Origin of the sequence: Collinsella sp. wc0529, assembly GCF_046116875.1 — a bacterium.
Lineage (GTDB): Bacteria > Actinomycetota > Coriobacteriia > Coriobacteriales > Coriobacteriaceae > Collinsella.
Genome location: NZ_JBJXBO010000001.1, coordinates 1,141,581 through 1,157,266, shown reverse-complemented (window position 1 = coordinate 1,157,266; position 15,686 = coordinate 1,141,581). Strand labels below are relative to the sequence as shown.

The following is a 15,686-nucleotide window of genomic DNA, read 5'->3' as shown; positions in this document are numbered from 1 at the left end:
TATATGCCCTTTTTCCTGATGGGACCGTGCTTGAGGGGCGTCTTCATGAGTTGCGGTGAAATAGGGACTGTTTTACCAGTTAAAAGGTCTAATCAGTCCCTATTTCACCGCAACTGAAACAGGGGCGCTCTCCAAGAGAGCGCCCCTGCCGGGTTTCCATAGTTCTGGCGAAGCAGTCCTTGAGATCCGCCTTGCCTTATGCCAAGAACTCCTTGGTGGTCGCCACGATGTTGGCGGCGTCCAGGCCATACTTGTGCAAGAGCTCGGCACCCGGGCCGGACTCGCCAAAGGTGTCGTTGACGCCGATCTTCTTGAGGGGCGTCGGGCACTGCTCGCACAGGACGTCGGCAACGGCGCTGCCCAGGCCACCGATTACAGAATGCTCCTCGACGGTCACGACGTGGCCGGTCTTGGTGGCGCTCTTGACGATCAGGTCGGCATCGATGGGCTTGATGGTGTGCATGTTGATGACCTCGGCGTCGATGCCCTCGGCAGCGAGCTGCTCGGCGGCCTCGAGAGCCTCGCCGACCATCAGGCCGCAGGCGATGATGGTGACGTCGGCGCCCTCGCGCATGACAATGCCCTTACCCAACTCGAAGTTGTAGGTCTCGGGGTCGTTGATAACCGGCGAGGCCAAACGAGCGAAGCGCATGTACACCGGACCGTCGCACTCGTAGGCGGCGCGCGTTACGGCGCGGGCCTCGACGTCGTCGGCAGGAACGATCACAGTCATGCCGGGGATGACGCGCATGAGGGCAATATCCTCGCAGCACTGGTGCGTGGCGCCATCCTCGCCCACCGAGATACCGGCATGCGTGGCACCGATCTTAACGTTGAGATGCGGGTAGCCGATGGAGTTACGGACCTGCTCAAAGGCGCGGCCGGCGGCAAACATGGCAAAGGTGCTCGCGAAGGCAACGCGGCCGGTGGTCGCGATACCGGCGGCGACGCCCATCAGGTTGCTCTCGGCAATGCCCACATCGAAGAAACGATCGGGGCAGGCGGCCTTGAACTTGCCGGTCTGCGTGGCGGCGGCCAGGTCGGCGTCGAGGACCACAAAGTCATCGTGCTCGTTGGCGAGCTCGACGAGGGCCTCGCCGTAGCTTACGCGCGTGGCGATTTTTTTGACGTCTGCCATCCTAGAGCTCCTCTCCGGCGGCCGTGAGCTCTGCCATGGCCTGCTCAAACTGTTCATCGTTGGGGGCCTTGCCGTGCCAACCAACCTGGTTCTCCATAAAGGAAACGCCCTTGCCCTTCATGGTCTCGGCGATGATGGCGGTCGGCTGACCCTTGGTGGCGCGGGCCTCGGCAAAGGCGGCGCGGATCTGATCGAAATCGTTGCCGTCGGCAAGCTCCACCACGTGGAACTTAAAGGCGCGGAACTTGTCGGCGAGCGGCATGGGGTCGTTGACCTCCTCGACGGGGCCGTCGATCTGCAGGCCGTTGTGGTCGACGATCACGCAGAGGTTATCGAGCTGATGGTTGCCGGCAAACATGGCTGCCTCCCAGACCTGGCCCTCCTCGCTCTCGCCATCACCCAGCAGGGCGTACGTGCGGTAAGTATCGCCCCAGTGCTTGGCGGCAACCGCCATGCCCACGGCGGCGGAGATGCCCTGGCCGAGCGAGCCGGTGGACATATCGACGCCCGGGGTGTCGTTCATGTTGGGATGACCTTGCAGGTGGCTGCCGATATGGCGCAGCGTCTCGAGATCCTCCTTGGGGAAGAACCCACGCTCGGCGAGCACGGCGTACAGGCCCGGAGCGCAATGGCCCTTGGAGAGCACAAAACGGTCGCGGTCGGCCTTGCGGGGATCGGCCGGGTCGACGTTCATTTCCTCAAAGTACAGATAGGTCATGATGTCGGCAGCGCCGAGCGAACCGCCCGGATGGCCGGACTTGGCAGCGTGCACGCCGGTGACGATGCCCTTCCTTACCTCGTTGGCAACCTTTTTGAGCTCTTCGTCGCTCATTGTGCCTTCCTTTCATCCTCATTAGACAAAATGCGCACGGCACGGAAAGGTAATCCCAACACAGCCGCAATGCACGTACGTCATTCATTATGCTGGAAACTGATGGCTTTACCAGAGTTTTTATCATTATTTGAACAATTTAGCAGGCAGAACCGCTGATGAAACGGTTTATCAATGTGAACGTCTTTTGGATGGAACGCGATCGACCCTACGCGCTAATGTCCTTGAATCCCTCGCCGAAGGCTTCCGTAACGTCGGCAACCGTCACGATGGCATGAGGATCGCGCTCGCGCACGATCGTCTTGAGGGTATTGAGCTCTCGACGGCTCACGATGACCATAATCACTGGCTTCTCGGCACCCGAATACATGCCAGTCGCCTTAAACTTGGTACAACCACGACCCAGGCCATACATGATATCGGCAGCGATATCAGGGAACTTGTCCGAGATGATGAGTACCATACGGCGTTTGTTGCCACCATCGACCACGGCATCGATCACGTAGCCGCTAATGACCATCGAAAGGCCTGCATACAGTGCGTTTTCGATTGAAAAGACCGGAGCCGATAGCGCGCATACGGCAACATCGATCGCCATGACGGTCGAGCCCACCGGCAGCGAGGTGTTACGCGAGATGATTTGGCCAATCGTGTCCGAGCCGCCGGTGTTGGCGCCGGCGCGCAACACCATGCCGTAACCGATGCCCGTAATAATGCCGCCCCACATGGCAGGGAGCATCAGGTCCGCATCCGCCAGAGGTGCTACAAACGGGGCGAACAGATCGGTAAAGAAGCCCAGCAGCACAAAGCCCGTCGCGGTCTGCACCACGTAGAACATGCCGCCTTCGCGCATAACGACCAACAACAGCAAGGCGTTCATCACGATCGTCTGAATACCAACGGGAAGCGATAGGCCGCGCGCCGCGCCGACCGCCTGGATAATGGTGGCAAGGCCCGTAACGCCACCGGCGGCAAGACCGTTGGGAATCAAAAACAAGTCGGTCGCGATGGCGGCCAAGGCACACCCCAACATGATCTGGGGCAGGTCGTGAAAGAAGTTCATCGAAAGAATGCGCTTGATGTCCAGACGATATGCCATGCTGCCTCCCTCAAAAAAGCGCACCCAAACGGATGCGCTTTGAACTTCTTCTTGTATTCGATTCTACCGATTCGCCGGACAAAAACCACCCCTGCGCAGGGTTTATTCTGGATACAAACCCGTCCAACCGTTGGGCTTGGCATCGGCTTGAAGCCACCCGATGTTTTAGACCTCCGAGCCTTCTGCATCGGCGTTGCCGGTAGCCCAGCGATGGTAGCCAATAACAAACGGGTCCAGGTCGCCATCGTCAAGGACGGCCTCGACATTGCTGGTCTCCACGCCCGTGCGTAAGTCCTTGACCATCTGGTACGGGTAGAGCACGTAGCTGCGAATCTGGTTGCCAAAACCAATCGTGGTCTTGGGTCCGCGGATCTCATCGAGCGCCTCGGCGCGCTTCTCGAGCTCAATCTCGTACAGGCGAGCCTTGAGGATCTGCATGCACGCGGCCTTGTTCTGAATCTGGCTGCGCTCGTTTTGGCAGGTGACCACAATGCCGCTGGGAAAATGCGTCACGCGCACGGCGGAGTCGGTGGTGTTGACGCCCTGACCGCCCGGGCCGCTCGCGTGGTACACGTCCACGCGGATGTCATCGGGACTGATCTCGATGTCGATATCATCGGGTAGCACGGGGATGACCTCGACGCCGGCAAACGTGGTCTGGCGGCGCTTCTTGTCGTCGGTGGGGCTAATGCGAACCAAGCGGTGGACGCCGGCCTCGGCGCGCAGCATGCCAAATGCGTCCTTGCCCTCGACGGTAAAGGTCGCACGGTCAATGCCGATGACCTCGGCCGCGGGACAGTCGTTGATGGTGACCTTCCAGCCGCGACGCTGGCAGTACTTCATGTACATCTTAAAGAGCATGAAGGTCCAGTCCTGGGCCTCCAGACCACCCTGTCCGGGCTTGATGGTCACAATGGCATCGCCGTGATCGAACTCACCGGTAAACCAGCTCGAAAGCTCAAGCTCATCGATGGCACGGGCCAGGCGCTCAGCCGTGGCTGCAGCCTCCTCGCGAAGGGCGGCGGCGTCGGGGTCATCCCCCATCTCCTCGGCAAGCTCCAGCGCGGCGCGGGCATCGGAAAGCTCGCCGCGCGCGGTGTCCACGGCAGCGATATCTTCCTTGGTGCGCGCGATCTCCTCCATGGTGGCACGGGCGGCGTCGGCGTCATCCCAAAAGCCAGGGGCAACACTTTTGGCCTCGAGCTCGAACACGCGGGTACGCTTCTCGTCCAGGTGGAGATAAGACTCGACCTCACCGAGCCGGTCCGCAAACGCGTCCAGCTCGGCGGGCGTTACCTCTAAAGCCTCAGCCATTAACGATTCCTGCCGTGGCAGTACTTAAACTTCTTGCCGCTACCGCAGGGGCACGGGTCGTTGCGGCCCACGTTGACGTACGGATCGTCGCTCTCGGACTTGCGATAGGTGGTCACCTTGCCACCGTTGTTGACGGCAGCCGGACCACCCTGGACAGCCGTGCGGGCCTGCACCTGCGCCTGCTTGCGCAGCACCGAGCCGCCGTTGTCACCATCGACCTCGGCAGGACCGGAGAAGTGCGCACCCTCGAGCGCGGGCTCCTCCTTGTGCTCCACGGCACGCGGGGCAGCCTTGATCTCGATGCGCAGAACCGTACGCAGATAATCCTCGTACATGGTATCGACGAGTATCTGGAACGCGCCGTAGGCCTCGGTCTTGTACTCAACCAGCGGGTCGCGCTGGCCAAAGCCGCGCAGGCCGATGCCGGTCTTGAGGTAGTCCATCTCCTGCAGGTAGTTCATCCAGCGGGTATCGATGACGCGCAGCATGACCTGGGTGTTGAGCTCGCGCATCAGGTCCTCGCCCAAGCGCTCGGCCTTCATGTTGTAGCACTTCTCTACGTAAGCCAGGACATCGGCAGCCAGGGCCTCATAATCCTCGTCGGGGAACTTCGGCGTATCGATGTGGCCGGTGAGCTCCACAACCCACTTGCGCAGACCCTCCAGGTCGCGCTCGCCATCGTGGCTGTCCTTGGTGCAGAACTCCTGCACGCAGCGGTACACGGTGTCGTGCATGACCTCGGTGATGTGGTCGGTCAGGTCCTTGCCGTCCAGAATCTTATTGCGCTCGGCGTAGATGACCTGGCGCTGCTTGTTCATGACGTCGTCGTACTCAAGGACGCTCTTACGCATGGAGAAGTTGATGCTCTCGACCTTGTGCTGGGCGCTCTCGACGGCCTTGGAGATGATCTTGTGCTGAATGGGCATGTCGTCGCCCATGTCGGCCGTGACCATCATCTTGGAGACGCGGTCCATCTTGTCGCCGCCGAACAGGCGCATGAGGTCGTCCTCGAGCGACAGGTAGAACTGGGTCTCGCCCGGATCGCCCTGACGACCGGAGCGGCCGCGCAGCTGGTTGTCGATACGACGGGACTCGTGGCGCTCGGTTCCGATAACGGTCAGGCCGCCGGCGGCAAGCACGCGCTCGCGCTCGGCCTTGCAGGTCTCCTTGGCCTCGGCGTTAAACTGCTCGAGCTGCTCGGGCGTCACGTCCTCCATGGTCAGGCCCTCGTACTCCAGGCGCTCGCGCACCAGCTCGTCGGGGTTGCCGCCCAGCAGGATGTCGGTACCACGACCGGCCATGTTAGTAGCGATGGTCACGGCGCCGTAGCGTCCGGCCTGGGCAACGATGTGGGCCTCGCGTTCATGGTGCTTGGCGTTGAGGACCTCGTGTGCGATGCCGCGCTTGGTAAGGGCGGCGGACAGCTTCTCGGAGCTCTCGATGGAGACGGTGCCCACCAGGACCGGTTGGCCCTTGGCGTGACGACGCTCAACGTCGTCGGCAACGGCGTTGTACTTGGCCTGAATGGTGCGGTACACCAGGTCCTCGTGGTCCACGCGCTGCACGGGCTTGTTGGAGGGGATGACCTCGACGGGCAGCTTGTAGATCTCGCGGAACTCGGCGTCCTCGGTAAGCGCCGTACCGGTCATGCCAGAGAGTTTGTCATACAGACGGAAGTAGTTCTGCAGGGTGATGGTGGCCAGGGTCTGGTTCTCCTCGCGTACGAGCACGCCCTCTTTGGCCTCGATGGCCTGGTGCAGGCCCTCGGAGTAACGGCGGCCTTCCATAATGCGGCCGGTGAACTCGTCGACGATCTTGACCTCGCCGTTGGTGACCACGTACTGTTTATCGCGGTGGAACATGTACTGGGCCTTCAGCGCCTGCTGCAGGTGGTTGACCAGCTGGCCGGAGAGATCGGCATAGATGTCATCGATACCCAGGCGGCGCTCGATTTTCTTAAGGCCGCGCTCGGTGGCGGCGATGGTATGCTTGGCCTCGTCCATGACGTAGTCGCCCGTGGGTTCAGCATCCTCGGTGGCGGTGAGCATGTCGTGCGACACGTCCTCGCCGCGCTCAAGGCCACGCACGGCACGCGCGAAGTCCTTGTAGGTACTGGCGGACTTGGTGCCAGCGCCCGAGATAATGAGCGGCGTCCTGGCCTCATCGATCAGGATGGAGTCGACCTCGTCGACGATGGCGTAGTTGTGGCCGCGCTGTACGCGCTGCTCGGGACGGGTAACCATGTTGTCGCGCAGGTAATCGAAACCGAACTCGGAGTTGGTGCCGTAGGTGACGTCTGCCTGGTAGGCCGGACGCTTGAGCTCGAGCGGCATGTTGTTCTGGAGCAGACCGACGGTCATGCCCAGGTACTTATAGATGCGGCCCATCCACTCGGAGTCGCGCTTGGCAAGGTAATCATTGACAGTAACGACGTGTACGCCTTTGCCGGCAATAGCGTTGAGATAGCCGGCCAACGTGGAGACGAGGGTCTTACCTTCGCCAGTCTTCATCTCAGCAATGTGGCCCTCGTGCAGTGCCATGGCGCCAATGAGCTGCACGTCAAAGTGGCGCATGCCCATGGTGCGCTTGGAAGCCTCACGCACGGTGGCAAAGGCCTCGGGAAGCATGTCGTCGAGCGACTCGCCGTTGGCGTAACGCTCGCGGAACTTATCGGTCTGGCCGCGGAGCTCCTCCTCGGTCATCTTCTCAAACTGGGGCTCAAGACCGTTGATCTGGTCGACGATCTTGTAGTAGCGCTTAAGGTCCTTATCGGATCCAAAGGACAGCAGCTTTGACATGAATCCCATGTGGTTTTCCTTTTTGGCCATCGCCCACGCCGTGCAGCTGCGGGCGAGTTAAACACAGATGATTGTACTTTAGCCAAACAAGGCGCGGCCTATACGGTCGAGCTCGACCGCCACGTAATAACTACGACCAACCTGCCACAATGGGACAGGTTAATTTTGGCAGGTCTATCTGGGCAAACGCCGCCTCTCTGCCATGTGGTGCCATGGGGACAGGTTAGTTTGCACTAATTTAAAAAGAAAAAGGACCGCGCACCCAAACGGATGCACGGCCCTTATGCCATGAATGCGAGTGATTCCGCGGCGAGCTATTTACTCAGCAGCCTCGGTGGTCTCGGCCTCGGCAGCGGTCTCCTCGACGGGAGCCTCTGCGGGAGCCTCGGCGGCCTGCTTGGCAGCCTCCTCGGCAAACTTAGCGGCACGCTTAGCCTTCTCGGCAGCCTTAGCCTCAGCGGCGGCCTTGCGAGCGGCCTCGGCCTCAGCAGCCTTGGCGGCCTTGGCAGCCTTGGCCTCCTCAGCCTTCTTGAGCTGGGCGGCAGCGGCGCCACCGAACTTGTCGGCGAAGCGCTGGACGCGTCCACCGGTGTCGACGAACTTCTGCTGGCCGGTGTAGAACGGATGGCACTCGTTGCAAAGCTCGACCTTCATCTCGGACACGGTAGCGTGCGTCTTGAAGGTGTTGCCGCAGGAGCACGTCACCGTGCACTCGACATACTGGGGATGGATACCCTGCTTCATGGTAGGACTCCTTATTGGTCAGGCGCTGGTTACCGATCAGCGCATAAGGCGTCTTGGTTTCCGACCAAGACAACAAACTTGGCTATGGTACCACGGCGCCGCGTGTCCCACAAAAGGTTCACGGTCTTTTCGGAACGACACGAATCTGACCCATCGAAACACATCTCCACCGTTCCTTCAACTGGGAAAATGCCGTCCCCGGGGCCTGAGAAGGGCCCCGGGGACGTTCGACTGACTGCGGGAACGGCCTTTCCGCTCAATGTGTTCGGCTGAGATCGGAAATCAACCAAACTGAACTAGGTTCAGTTGACATGGTTAAAAACGGGGGCGACGCTTTTGCGTCGCCCCTCGTCCCAGCCGGTTGCTTTAGTTGTACACACGGTAGTTACACTTGAACTGGGTTATGTGTCCATAGTTGGAGCGGTACCAACCCGACGTATAGCTGATTGCCTCTGCGCCTAGATAGTCGTAGCCCTTGTTGTAGCGAAGCTGACGGTAGGTCGTGTCGTACTCTGCTGCGTAAAACGTGTCTCCAGAGAAGGCTTTGTACCGGTCCTTAACCGTCGAAGCCATGTACGCGGGTTCGACATCGCCTTTCTCCCCGTTGAGCGCATAGACGGGTGCCGCGATTCCGCATAAAGCCGTTGCCACGAGGATGGCGTAGACAGCCATGCGCGACGCATTGGACTTCAGCTGTTCAAATAGTTTCATGTCATTCACGTCGCTCGTATGTATCGAGGTATTCCTGCTTGAGCGTCTGCGAGGACGACTTGATCTTTTCCACGAGCGTGCCGGCCTCGATGAAGTAGAACGAGTCGGTGAGGTCTGCCAGGTCGTCGAGCAGATGGCTTGAAATGAGCACGCTTCGTCCCCGCGCCACCTCGCTGCGCATCGCGTCGCAGGAGGTTTTCCGCTTTCCCGGATCGAGGCCGTTCAGCGGTTCATCGAGGATGAGGTACGGGCAATCGGTCGATATCGCCATGGCAAGCTTTACCTGCTGCTTCATTCCTGTCGAGAGTTTACGGGTCGGCTTGTCGAGATATGGGGAGATTCCGAGGGAGTCGCAGAGCGAGTCGATGTCGGTGGCCGATTTCCACGCCTCCCTAACGAAAGCAAGGTGCTCGATGGCCGATAGCGTGGGGTAGAGATCCGCGCTGCCCGAAGAGCTCAGGTAGACGAGTTCTGCAAATTCGGCTGATCGACGTTGGCAGATTCCGTCTGCCGCCAGGCTTCCCGAGCGGATGCGGGTGGGAAATTGGCCCGACAGCGCTTCAAGAAGGGTGGTTTTCCCCGAGCCGTTGGGGGCAATGAGGCCCGCCGCCGTTCCCGGGCTCAGGAAAAGCGACCCGATTGAAAGTACCGTCGCGCTCCCGTATCCCACGCTCGCGTCCAGAAGCTCGAGCCCATGGTGCTTTTTCGCGGGTCCAGCCTGTTTGGGCGAACGTGCCGCAACGGCGCCGACCGCAAAAAGGACCGCGACGTATGCCAGGGCCACGGCAAGCATCGATGCACTGCCTGAACCGGAGCCAATGAATTCTGTCGGGAAGCATCCCACGTAACCCGTTGCCTCGATAGGCGAGAATACGGCCAGCGGCAGGAGATTGAGCGCGGCGTTATGCTCCAGTGCCGAATCGGACAGTAACGGGAATGCCGGGGCCGCGACAAGCAGCGCGGAGGTAAGGGGGCCCGCGAGGACGCGCCTCGTTGCGGTCGATAGGACGGCGGAGCAAACGGATATCAAGGTTCCGCCCGCAAGCAGCGCGAGAAGCAGGGCCGTGAAGACGTCTCCCGCGGTCGTGGTGGTAAGCGCGCCGTCATGGAAGAAGGCGATCGGGTACCCAATTTGCCCGAAGCCGTTTAGGGCCAAGGCGTAAATGCCCCCGGGTGCGAGGCCGGCGAGGAGCATCGCGGTCCCCGCGGCGATTATCGAAAACACGATCTGAATAAGGCGCCGGAATTTGGGCACGGGCGCCTTCGCCGCCAGGGTCGCAGGCCTTGTGGCGCCGAGCAGGAGTATCGACGAGAGAAGGAAGGGGATGAAGGGAAGGAAAGACGGCGCCGCGGCAATGGCGTAAGGCAGGAAGGAAAGGAATGGCAGGTCGCTTGCGGAGGCCGGGATATCCGTGATGCCGGAGCTGCTCAGGGCACGGCAATACGCGAGCTCCGCGTCATTGGTCTCTCGGTCTCCCACGATGGACCCGGATTGGAAGCCCTCGCCCATGAGCGCGTAGTAGCTCTCGGCAGAATCGAGAAAGGCGGCGTCGGTTTGGGCGGCGAGGGCGGCGTTCGCGTATCTTGCAAGCTCCGCGTCGACTTGCTGCTCTGGAGATAGGTCTGTGCCGCTGGCCTGGGGCGCGCGCGTATTGAATGCGTCGACAAAGCCCTGCATGCCCTGCTTCATAAAGAAGGGCCCGTAGATGGGTGAATTGAACGCAATGGGGACGGAAAAGGCTACAGCGAGAACGAGCGTACAAATCCATACGGCCCTGTCTCTTAGGATTAGTTTGAGAAGAAGTCGACAGCACATTTAGAAGCACCTACATTTCTCAAAGCATCGTTAGATTAATAATGACAGCCCGAATGAAGATGCGTGCGACGGGGGCGAGGCGAATGGCTGAGCGGTATCGATACGCTGGTTCAACGGTATCACATTGGCCACATAGATTTTTAACTTGCATTTCTACCCGCCCTTTTCGTAGAGTCGCCGATACGTGCTTAGCGCACCCTCGGCGCGTCCGGCAGGCTTTGCGAAATGGGATCCAGGAGACTTCGGCGCAGCATCATCTTGCGGAATGCTTCTAATGAGCCTCCCATCCTTCAAAAACAGAATCTCATCGCACAGCCTATCGACCGAATCCAAGATGTGGGATGACATGATGATGCACGTACCAGAATCGGCCAGCTTCCTGAGAATCTCGGAATGCAAGTCCACCCTGCTGGGGTCGAGCGCGTTCATGGGCTCATCTAATAGAAGGTACCGCGCGCCCGTCGCATACGCAATCGCCAGGGTAAGCTGCTGCTTCATGCCCTGGCTCAGAGTGCGGATCCTCATCTTCGCGAACTCGCCTATCTGCGTTTGTTCCACTATCTCTTCGATATCGCGAGCATGCGGCCACATATCGCAAACCATCTTGAGGTGATCTTCCGCACGCAATCCGGGATACAGCAGCGTCCCCTCACCAGGTGCATAGAAGATCATAGAACGGACCTCTCTCGCACCCGTACCCTGCACCTCATCCAGAACGATGCTCCCGTCCACGCGAGGACCCGGCAAACCTGCCATCGCACGCAGCAACGTCGTCTTTCCATGCCCGTTCGGAGCGACGAGACCGTAGACCGTACCCGGGGCAAACTCAGCGTTCACCGAATCTACGAGCACCTTCTTTCCATAAGAGATCGTCAGCGTTTGAAGGTCAATCATCGAGATCATCCCCTTTCGATCTTTGGAACACTCAGGCGCACCATCAACGGAGATACGGCGCCCAAGACCACCAGCAGAGCGCCCGATGCGCCGACGACCTCTCCAAAAGGCATCGCGTTCGTCCCTCGCCCAAGGAACCCAATCGTCCCCACCTGGGAAGCGGGATCAAACGAGGCGAATGGAGCCAGCAGCGCGACGCCCATGCCCACGCTTTCAACATGAGCGCTCAACGAACCCAACACCAAGAGAACCGCGCAAACCATTCCGGTGACAACGGGGTTGCGGCTAATCGCTGCTGTCAACGCAGCGACGACGGAAATCACGCCGTATGCCATGACCAGCAACGGAATACTGCACAACACCGCCTCCCCCACCATGGACGTTGTCGAAGCTCCCGCCCGAATGAGAGCGACGGGATACTCCGATCCACCCGCACCGTTCTTAATCACGGACACAACGACAGCGGGAACCATCGACACCAAAAGCAGCACCAAGCCAAGCAGGAGAGCCAGCGCAACAGCCGTCAGAAAACGCACATGCGCTGTTGCGGGGATCTGGAGAACCAGAAGGGAACGACACTGCAGGTGGGTGCACGCGAGCGATGTGACAACCACGGGCAACAGCAAAAATAAGGAGGGAAGCGCTGCCTGGAGATACGAAAGGAGGATTAATGGGGGCATCTTCGTACTTAACTCGTAAACCTTGGGGTCCGGCAAGCTCGCGATCGACTCAAGCAGAAGGGCGCGCGCCTCCGCACGAGAAGGAGTCTCCGGCTCGATTCCGATCGATTGCAGGAGAGTCGCATCTGCCGCGCCCAGCTCACCTCGAGCGCGCTCGTACGTCGCAAGGCTTCGAAACCCCTCCGCAGGCATAGGCGCGTACACGAAACCCGAAAGAGCATCCCGCATGTCTTCCAGGGCCGCTTTGCCCTCGACGTCCATATTCGCAGCGTTCTGCTCTAGATACCGATCTATTGAACGGAGCTCCCCATCCCTATACCGAACAGCGGAAACGTTATCAGCGTCAGGAAACATCTCGACCAGAGCCGGGGCCAGCATCGTCGTCGACATTGCAATCGCGCATACGGCGAGGGTAGGAGAACGCAGGAGCAGTTTCCCCATCGTTCTTACGTATGCAACGGCGGAGGCACAAGCGCTCGAACGAGTTGCCGTTCTCGATGCAGTGAAGGAACCTCTCTCAAGACAAATCGGGGATATCGGGCACGCGCAGCCGCTCTTTCCAGCAACGCAAAGCAGGCTAATTGCCAGCACCTCGATCCCGATTGCGCATACGAGGGCAATCGCGCCACGCTCGAAGCAAAGTCCAGGCAGATTCACTATCTGCGTTGTCGGGTACGGGCTATAGGCGCCGACGGTCAACTCAGTGTTCGCATACGTAAGGGGATTCAACAGGGCGAACTCACGTAAAGCGATGGATCTTCCGTAATACCCGGGAACCATCGTCACCCCCATCAGGGCACATACGAACACGATTCCAAGCGTAGGGTTATTGGCAATCTTCACGGCAAGGTGAACGACAAGCGAGATGAACGCTGCCACCAAGAATTGCAAGATGGCCGTCTGCGCGAACACCAGCCAAGCCGGTTTGATAACCGGAGTCGCATATTGAATGTAGCCTATCGGATAGAACGGCGAGCCCGGGCCATTCTTCACAAGCGCGGCGATTATCCCCGGAAGATTGATGGCGAGGACGGCAAGCATTGCAAAAACACTCGCCCATACGCTCGATGCAACAAGTCTACCCAGCTCGCCCATCGGTGCCTGGATGATGAGCTTTTCACGTTTGTTAAGACGCGCGGCAAGGAACGAGACGGCAACGGCCGTTGCGACCCATAGCAAGTACTCCTTCGATCCGTCATAATAGGTGTACTCTCCATCCGATATCTGCAGAAACGGAAGTAGGGGAGAGAGCGGTGCCAAGATAAGACGTCCCGCGGCAAGAGGGTACAGAAGCGCGGGCATGCTTGATGAAGAGGTATAGACACCGTCCTCCCCCGCATTCACAAGCGCATCCGCATAGGATGCTGACAATTCCTGCTCAACACGGGTTATTCCCGACTCGAGGTATTCGACCCGTCCGTCGATGCCAGCCGCGCTCCTGAAGACGGGCAGAGCACAAAGAACCATCAACGCAACAACGACAACACAGAGCGACCTGGAGGAGAGAAGCGACCTAAAGATCGCCTTCGAGATTTTGAGCATATTCATCGCCAACCTTAACCTCATCCAGTCGGAACAGAGGGGCCGAACAAAATGCTCGGCCCTTCCTCGCATCTAGTAGGTGCTATAGACAAATTGCCATTTATCAGTTGTGCCAAGAACACCACAGGAGCACATTGCAGCGAGGCGGGATTCCCTATGATGCGCGGATCGGCGATAGCCATTTCGGTAGGAGATCGTCTTGTAAGAGATGTTGAACATCGAGATGCTGTGCCCGCTTACGCCGCGAGGACAGCTGTAGCTCCAGTAGGTATCGACGACGTCGTCCGTATACCCGAGGGGCTCAACGAGGGCACACTGGCTGCTCTCCTGGGAAGGAGGCATCGGGGTATCCGCAAAAGCGGGGGCTCCCGGCAGCAACAGACAAAGAGCGAGGCCGAGGAAAACCAAGAGCTTACACGACTTAACAGTACTGAACATAATCCTCTCCAATCTAGAGGGATTTCGGTTGCAGCATGCTGTGATTACTTGCCGGCAAAGTCAATTTAACATAAACTGTTAAAAAGTAACCTGAGTTTTTTAAATTCTTCGGAGGTTATTATGAGTTCCGACAATCGCACTCCCCGGCTTCATTCCTTCCGCATCGCATGTGCGATAGCCTCTGCGACCCTTTGCGCCACCGCCATCGCACAAGTGGCGTTCTCCTTAAAGCCAGCAATCGAAGTGCTCGACAACCCTGTAATTGCAGACTCCCCCGCGTATCCAGCCCTTGCGATCTCGACATTGGTCCCTGCCGTCATCGGTATCGCTACGACCATCCTCAGCGCCGTTCTCGTGTGGACGATCAAGAGCGCAGACCCCTTCAAGAAAGGGTCTGCGACATGCTTGAAGGTGCTCGGCATTCTCTTCGTTGTTCAAGCTGCCACCAGCCTCTACGCCGGCTCACTCAAAACCTCCGTTTCGATGTTTGGCGGCGAGGGGGCCGTCGGCGCCCAAGAGATCGCTTCATCATTCGATTGGACCTCTCTGGTTCTCGGCATCGTCCTGTTCATGCTTTCCCAGCTCTTCTTGTACGCCCGAGAGCTGTACCTCGACTCCGACGAGATTGCGTAAGGAAACGCCATGCCCGTAATTGTTCGCCTCGACAAGATCATGGCCGAGCGAAAGATTTCCTCGAACGAACTTGCCGAAAGGATTGGAACCACGCCCGTGAACCTGTCCCGTATTAAAAAAGGGCATATTCGCGGCATTCGCTTCAACACGCTCGAGCAGCTATGCCTCGCCCTTCGTTGCCAACCCGGAGACCTTCTCGAAGTCATGAGCGAAGAGGATGCCCGAAAGGAGTTCGGACTCGATTGGTCCGCCGAGGATTAGAGGGCGGTCGTACTCGCCCTGCACACGGGGATGCGAATCGGCGAGGTCTGCGGCCTTCGGTGGTGCGATGTGGATTTCGAGACGGGCCTGATCTCGATCAGACACTCGGTGGCGTACGCGAAGGGAATGGGTTCGTTCATCAAGGACACCAAGACCCATGACGCCAGGGGTATCCCCATCGACCCGGTCGGCCTACTCCCCTTCCTGAAGGAGACCCACGAGATCGACTGCGGAAAGCTGCGCTTGCGCGGCCTTACCGGGGCGGTCGAGATCGGGGACTGCTACATCCTGTCGGAGCCGGACGCGACCTTCGCGACGACAAGCTATATCCGCAGGGCGTTCAAGACGTTCTCGGAGACCAACGGCCTCATGGGCACCAACGACGAGCTGATCACGTTCCACGGCCTTCGCCACACGTTCGCAACGCAGTGGATCCGCCAAGGCGGCGATATCAAGGCGCTCCAATCGATCCTCGGCCACAAGGACGCCATGGCGACGCTCAACGTCTACGCCGACATCGAGCCCATCTCCAAAATCCATAACATGCTGCGCGCCACGCCGTGCCTTTGGCGCGGGCACCTCGGGCCGAGGGTCGATCCGGGTCCCATGTTCCAACAGAGGATCCAGGAGTCCATCGAGACGCTCCAGGCGTTCGGCTACGGCATCACCGAGCCGGACGACCGAAATATCGCCATACGCGACGTGAAGATGAACAGTTGGCTCTAGCTCACCGAGTACGCGGCAGTGCTGGGCCCATCCCAACTGAGGTCACGGTGGTCCGATAGG

The 15,686-nt window shown here is 59.4% G+C and carries 13 protein-coding genes; 3 read left to right on the top strand and 10 right to left on the bottom strand.

Annotation, left to right across the window (positions count from 1 at the left end; all coding sequences use genetic code 11):
• Positions 1-196: 196 nt before the first annotated feature.
• From ACKUTP_RS04945 to ACKUTP_RS04900, 10 genes are all read right to left on the bottom strand, one after another.
• The gene (locus ACKUTP_RS04945; RefSeq protein WP_117769460.1) at positions 197-1,138 is read right to left on the bottom strand and encodes a transketolase family protein; all 942 of its coding nucleotides are present in this window, start codon (positions 1,136-1,138) and stop codon (positions 197-199) included.
• A gap of 1 nt (position 1,139) precedes the next feature.
• Positions 1,140-1,970: a transketolase gene (locus ACKUTP_RS04940; protein WP_225093804.1), complete on the bottom strand. Its 831-nt coding sequence runs from the start codon at positions 1,968-1,970 to the stop codon at positions 1,140-1,142.
• A 208-nt stretch (positions 1,971-2,178) separates the two neighbouring features.
• Positions 2,179-3,069, bottom strand: coding sequence for a YitT family protein (locus ACKUTP_RS04935; RefSeq protein WP_195247200.1), 891 nt, complete (start codon positions 3,067-3,069; stop codon positions 2,179-2,181).
• Positions 3,070-3,234: 165 nt separating this feature from the next.
• The gene (gene prfB, locus ACKUTP_RS04930; RefSeq protein WP_195521201.1) at positions 3,235-4,383 is read right to left on the bottom strand and encodes a peptide chain release factor 2; all 1,149 of its coding nucleotides are present in this window, start codon (positions 4,381-4,383) and stop codon (positions 3,235-3,237) included.
• Entirely contained in the window at positions 4,383-7,190 is a 2,808-nt protein-coding gene (secA, locus tag ACKUTP_RS04925) for a preprotein translocase subunit SecA (RefSeq protein WP_373093136.1), read from the bottom strand. Before secA ends, prfB begins: the two co-directional genes overlap by 1 nt.
• A 309-nt stretch (positions 7,191-7,499) precedes the next feature.
• The gene (gene rpmE, locus ACKUTP_RS04920) at positions 7,500-7,925 is read right to left on the bottom strand and encodes a 50S ribosomal protein L31 (protein WP_055285657.1); all 426 of its coding nucleotides are present in this window, start codon (positions 7,923-7,925) and stop codon (positions 7,500-7,502) included.
• Positions 7,926-8,291: 366 nt separating this feature from the next.
• Positions 8,292-8,636 (bottom strand): hypothetical protein, encoded by a 345-nt coding sequence (locus tag ACKUTP_RS04915; protein ID WP_409063670.1) that lies wholly within the window; start codon positions 8,634-8,636, stop codon positions 8,292-8,294.
• Position 8,637: 1 nt separating this feature from the next.
• Positions 8,638-10,326, bottom strand: coding sequence for an ATP-binding cassette domain-containing protein (locus ACKUTP_RS04910; protein ID WP_409063669.1), 1,689 nt, complete (start codon positions 10,324-10,326; stop codon positions 8,638-8,640).
• Between the two features lie 279 nt (positions 10,327-10,605).
• The gene (locus ACKUTP_RS04905) at positions 10,606-11,346 is read right to left on the bottom strand and encodes an ATP-binding cassette domain-containing protein (RefSeq protein ID WP_117769450.1); all 741 of its coding nucleotides are present in this window, start codon (positions 11,344-11,346) and stop codon (positions 10,606-10,608) included.
• A 5-nt stretch (positions 11,347-11,351) separates the two neighbouring features.
• Positions 11,352-13,574 carry a hypothetical protein gene (locus tag ACKUTP_RS04900; RefSeq protein ID WP_117734371.1) on the bottom strand — a complete coding sequence of 741 codons (2,223 nt, stop codon included), beginning with the start codon at positions 13,572-13,574 and terminating at the stop codon, positions 11,352-11,354.
• Positions 13,575-14,126: 552 nt separating this feature from the next.
• On the opposite strand from ACKUTP_RS04900, the gene ACKUTP_RS04895 reads away from it, so the two are divergent.
• The 3 genes from ACKUTP_RS04895 to ACKUTP_RS04885 are packed head-to-tail and all read left to right on the top strand — an operon-like array spanning position 14,127 to position 15,626.
• Positions 14,127-14,639 carry a hypothetical protein gene (locus ACKUTP_RS04895; RefSeq protein ID WP_147336061.1) on the top strand — a complete coding sequence of 171 codons (513 nt, stop codon included), beginning with the start codon at positions 14,127-14,129 and terminating at the stop codon, positions 14,637-14,639.
• A 9-nt stretch (positions 14,640-14,648) separates the two neighbouring features.
• Positions 14,649-14,900 carry a helix-turn-helix transcriptional regulator gene (locus ACKUTP_RS04890; protein WP_006235292.1) on the top strand — a complete coding sequence of 84 codons (252 nt, stop codon included), beginning with the start codon at positions 14,649-14,651 and terminating at the stop codon, positions 14,898-14,900.
• 18 nt (positions 14,901-14,918) lie between these two features.
• On the top strand, positions 14,919-15,626 hold the full coding sequence (locus ACKUTP_RS04885) for a site-specific integrase (protein ID WP_409063878.1): 708 nt from the start codon (positions 14,919-14,921) through the stop codon (positions 15,624-15,626).
• Positions 15,627-15,686: the final 60 nt, after the last annotated feature.

What these genes read in the sequence shown, in the direction of transcription:
- ACKUTP_RS04915 (WP_409063670.1), bottom strand. Translation starts at nt 8,636, where the DNA reads ATGAAACTATTTGAACAGCTGAAGTCCAATGCGTCGCGCATGGCTGTC.
- prfB (WP_195521201.1), bottom strand. Translation starts at nt 4,383, where the DNA reads ATGGCTGAGGCTTTAGAGGTAACGCCCGCCGAGCTGGACGCGTTTGCG.
- ACKUTP_RS04905 (WP_117769450.1), bottom strand. Translation starts at nt 11,346, where the DNA reads ATGATTGACCTTCAAACGCTGACGATCTCTTATGGAAAGAAGGTGCTC.
- rpmE (WP_055285657.1), bottom strand. Translation starts at nt 7,925, where the DNA reads ATGAAGCAGGGTATCCATCCCCAGTATGTCGAGTGCACGGTGACGTGC.
- ACKUTP_RS04900 (WP_117734371.1), bottom strand. Translation starts at nt 13,574, where the DNA reads ATGAATATGCTCAAAATCTCGAAGGCGATCTTTAGGTCGCTTCTCTCC.
- ACKUTP_RS04945 (WP_117769460.1), bottom strand. Translation starts at nt 1,138, where the DNA reads ATGGCAGACGTCAAAAAAATCGCCACGCGCGTAAGCTACGGCGAGGCC.
- ACKUTP_RS04935 (WP_195247200.1), bottom strand. Translation starts at nt 3,069, where the DNA reads ATGGCATATCGTCTGGACATCAAGCGCATTCTTTCGATGAACTTCTTT.
- ACKUTP_RS04940 (WP_225093804.1), bottom strand. Translation starts at nt 1,970, where the DNA reads ATGAGCGACGAAGAGCTCAAAAAGGTTGCCAACGAGGTAAGGAAGGGC.
- ACKUTP_RS04890 (WP_006235292.1), top strand. Translation starts at nt 14,649, where the DNA reads ATGCCCGTAATTGTTCGCCTCGACAAGATCATGGCCGAGCGAAAGATT.
- ACKUTP_RS04910 (WP_409063669.1), bottom strand. Translation starts at nt 10,326, where the DNA reads ATGAAGCAGGGCATGCAGGGCTTTGTCGACGCATTCAATACGCGCGCG.
- ACKUTP_RS04895 (WP_147336061.1), top strand. Translation starts at nt 14,127, where the DNA reads ATGAGTTCCGACAATCGCACTCCCCGGCTTCATTCCTTCCGCATCGCA.
- secA (WP_373093136.1), bottom strand. Translation starts at nt 7,190, where the DNA reads ATGGGATTCATGTCAAAGCTGCTGTCCTTTGGATCCGATAAGGACCTT.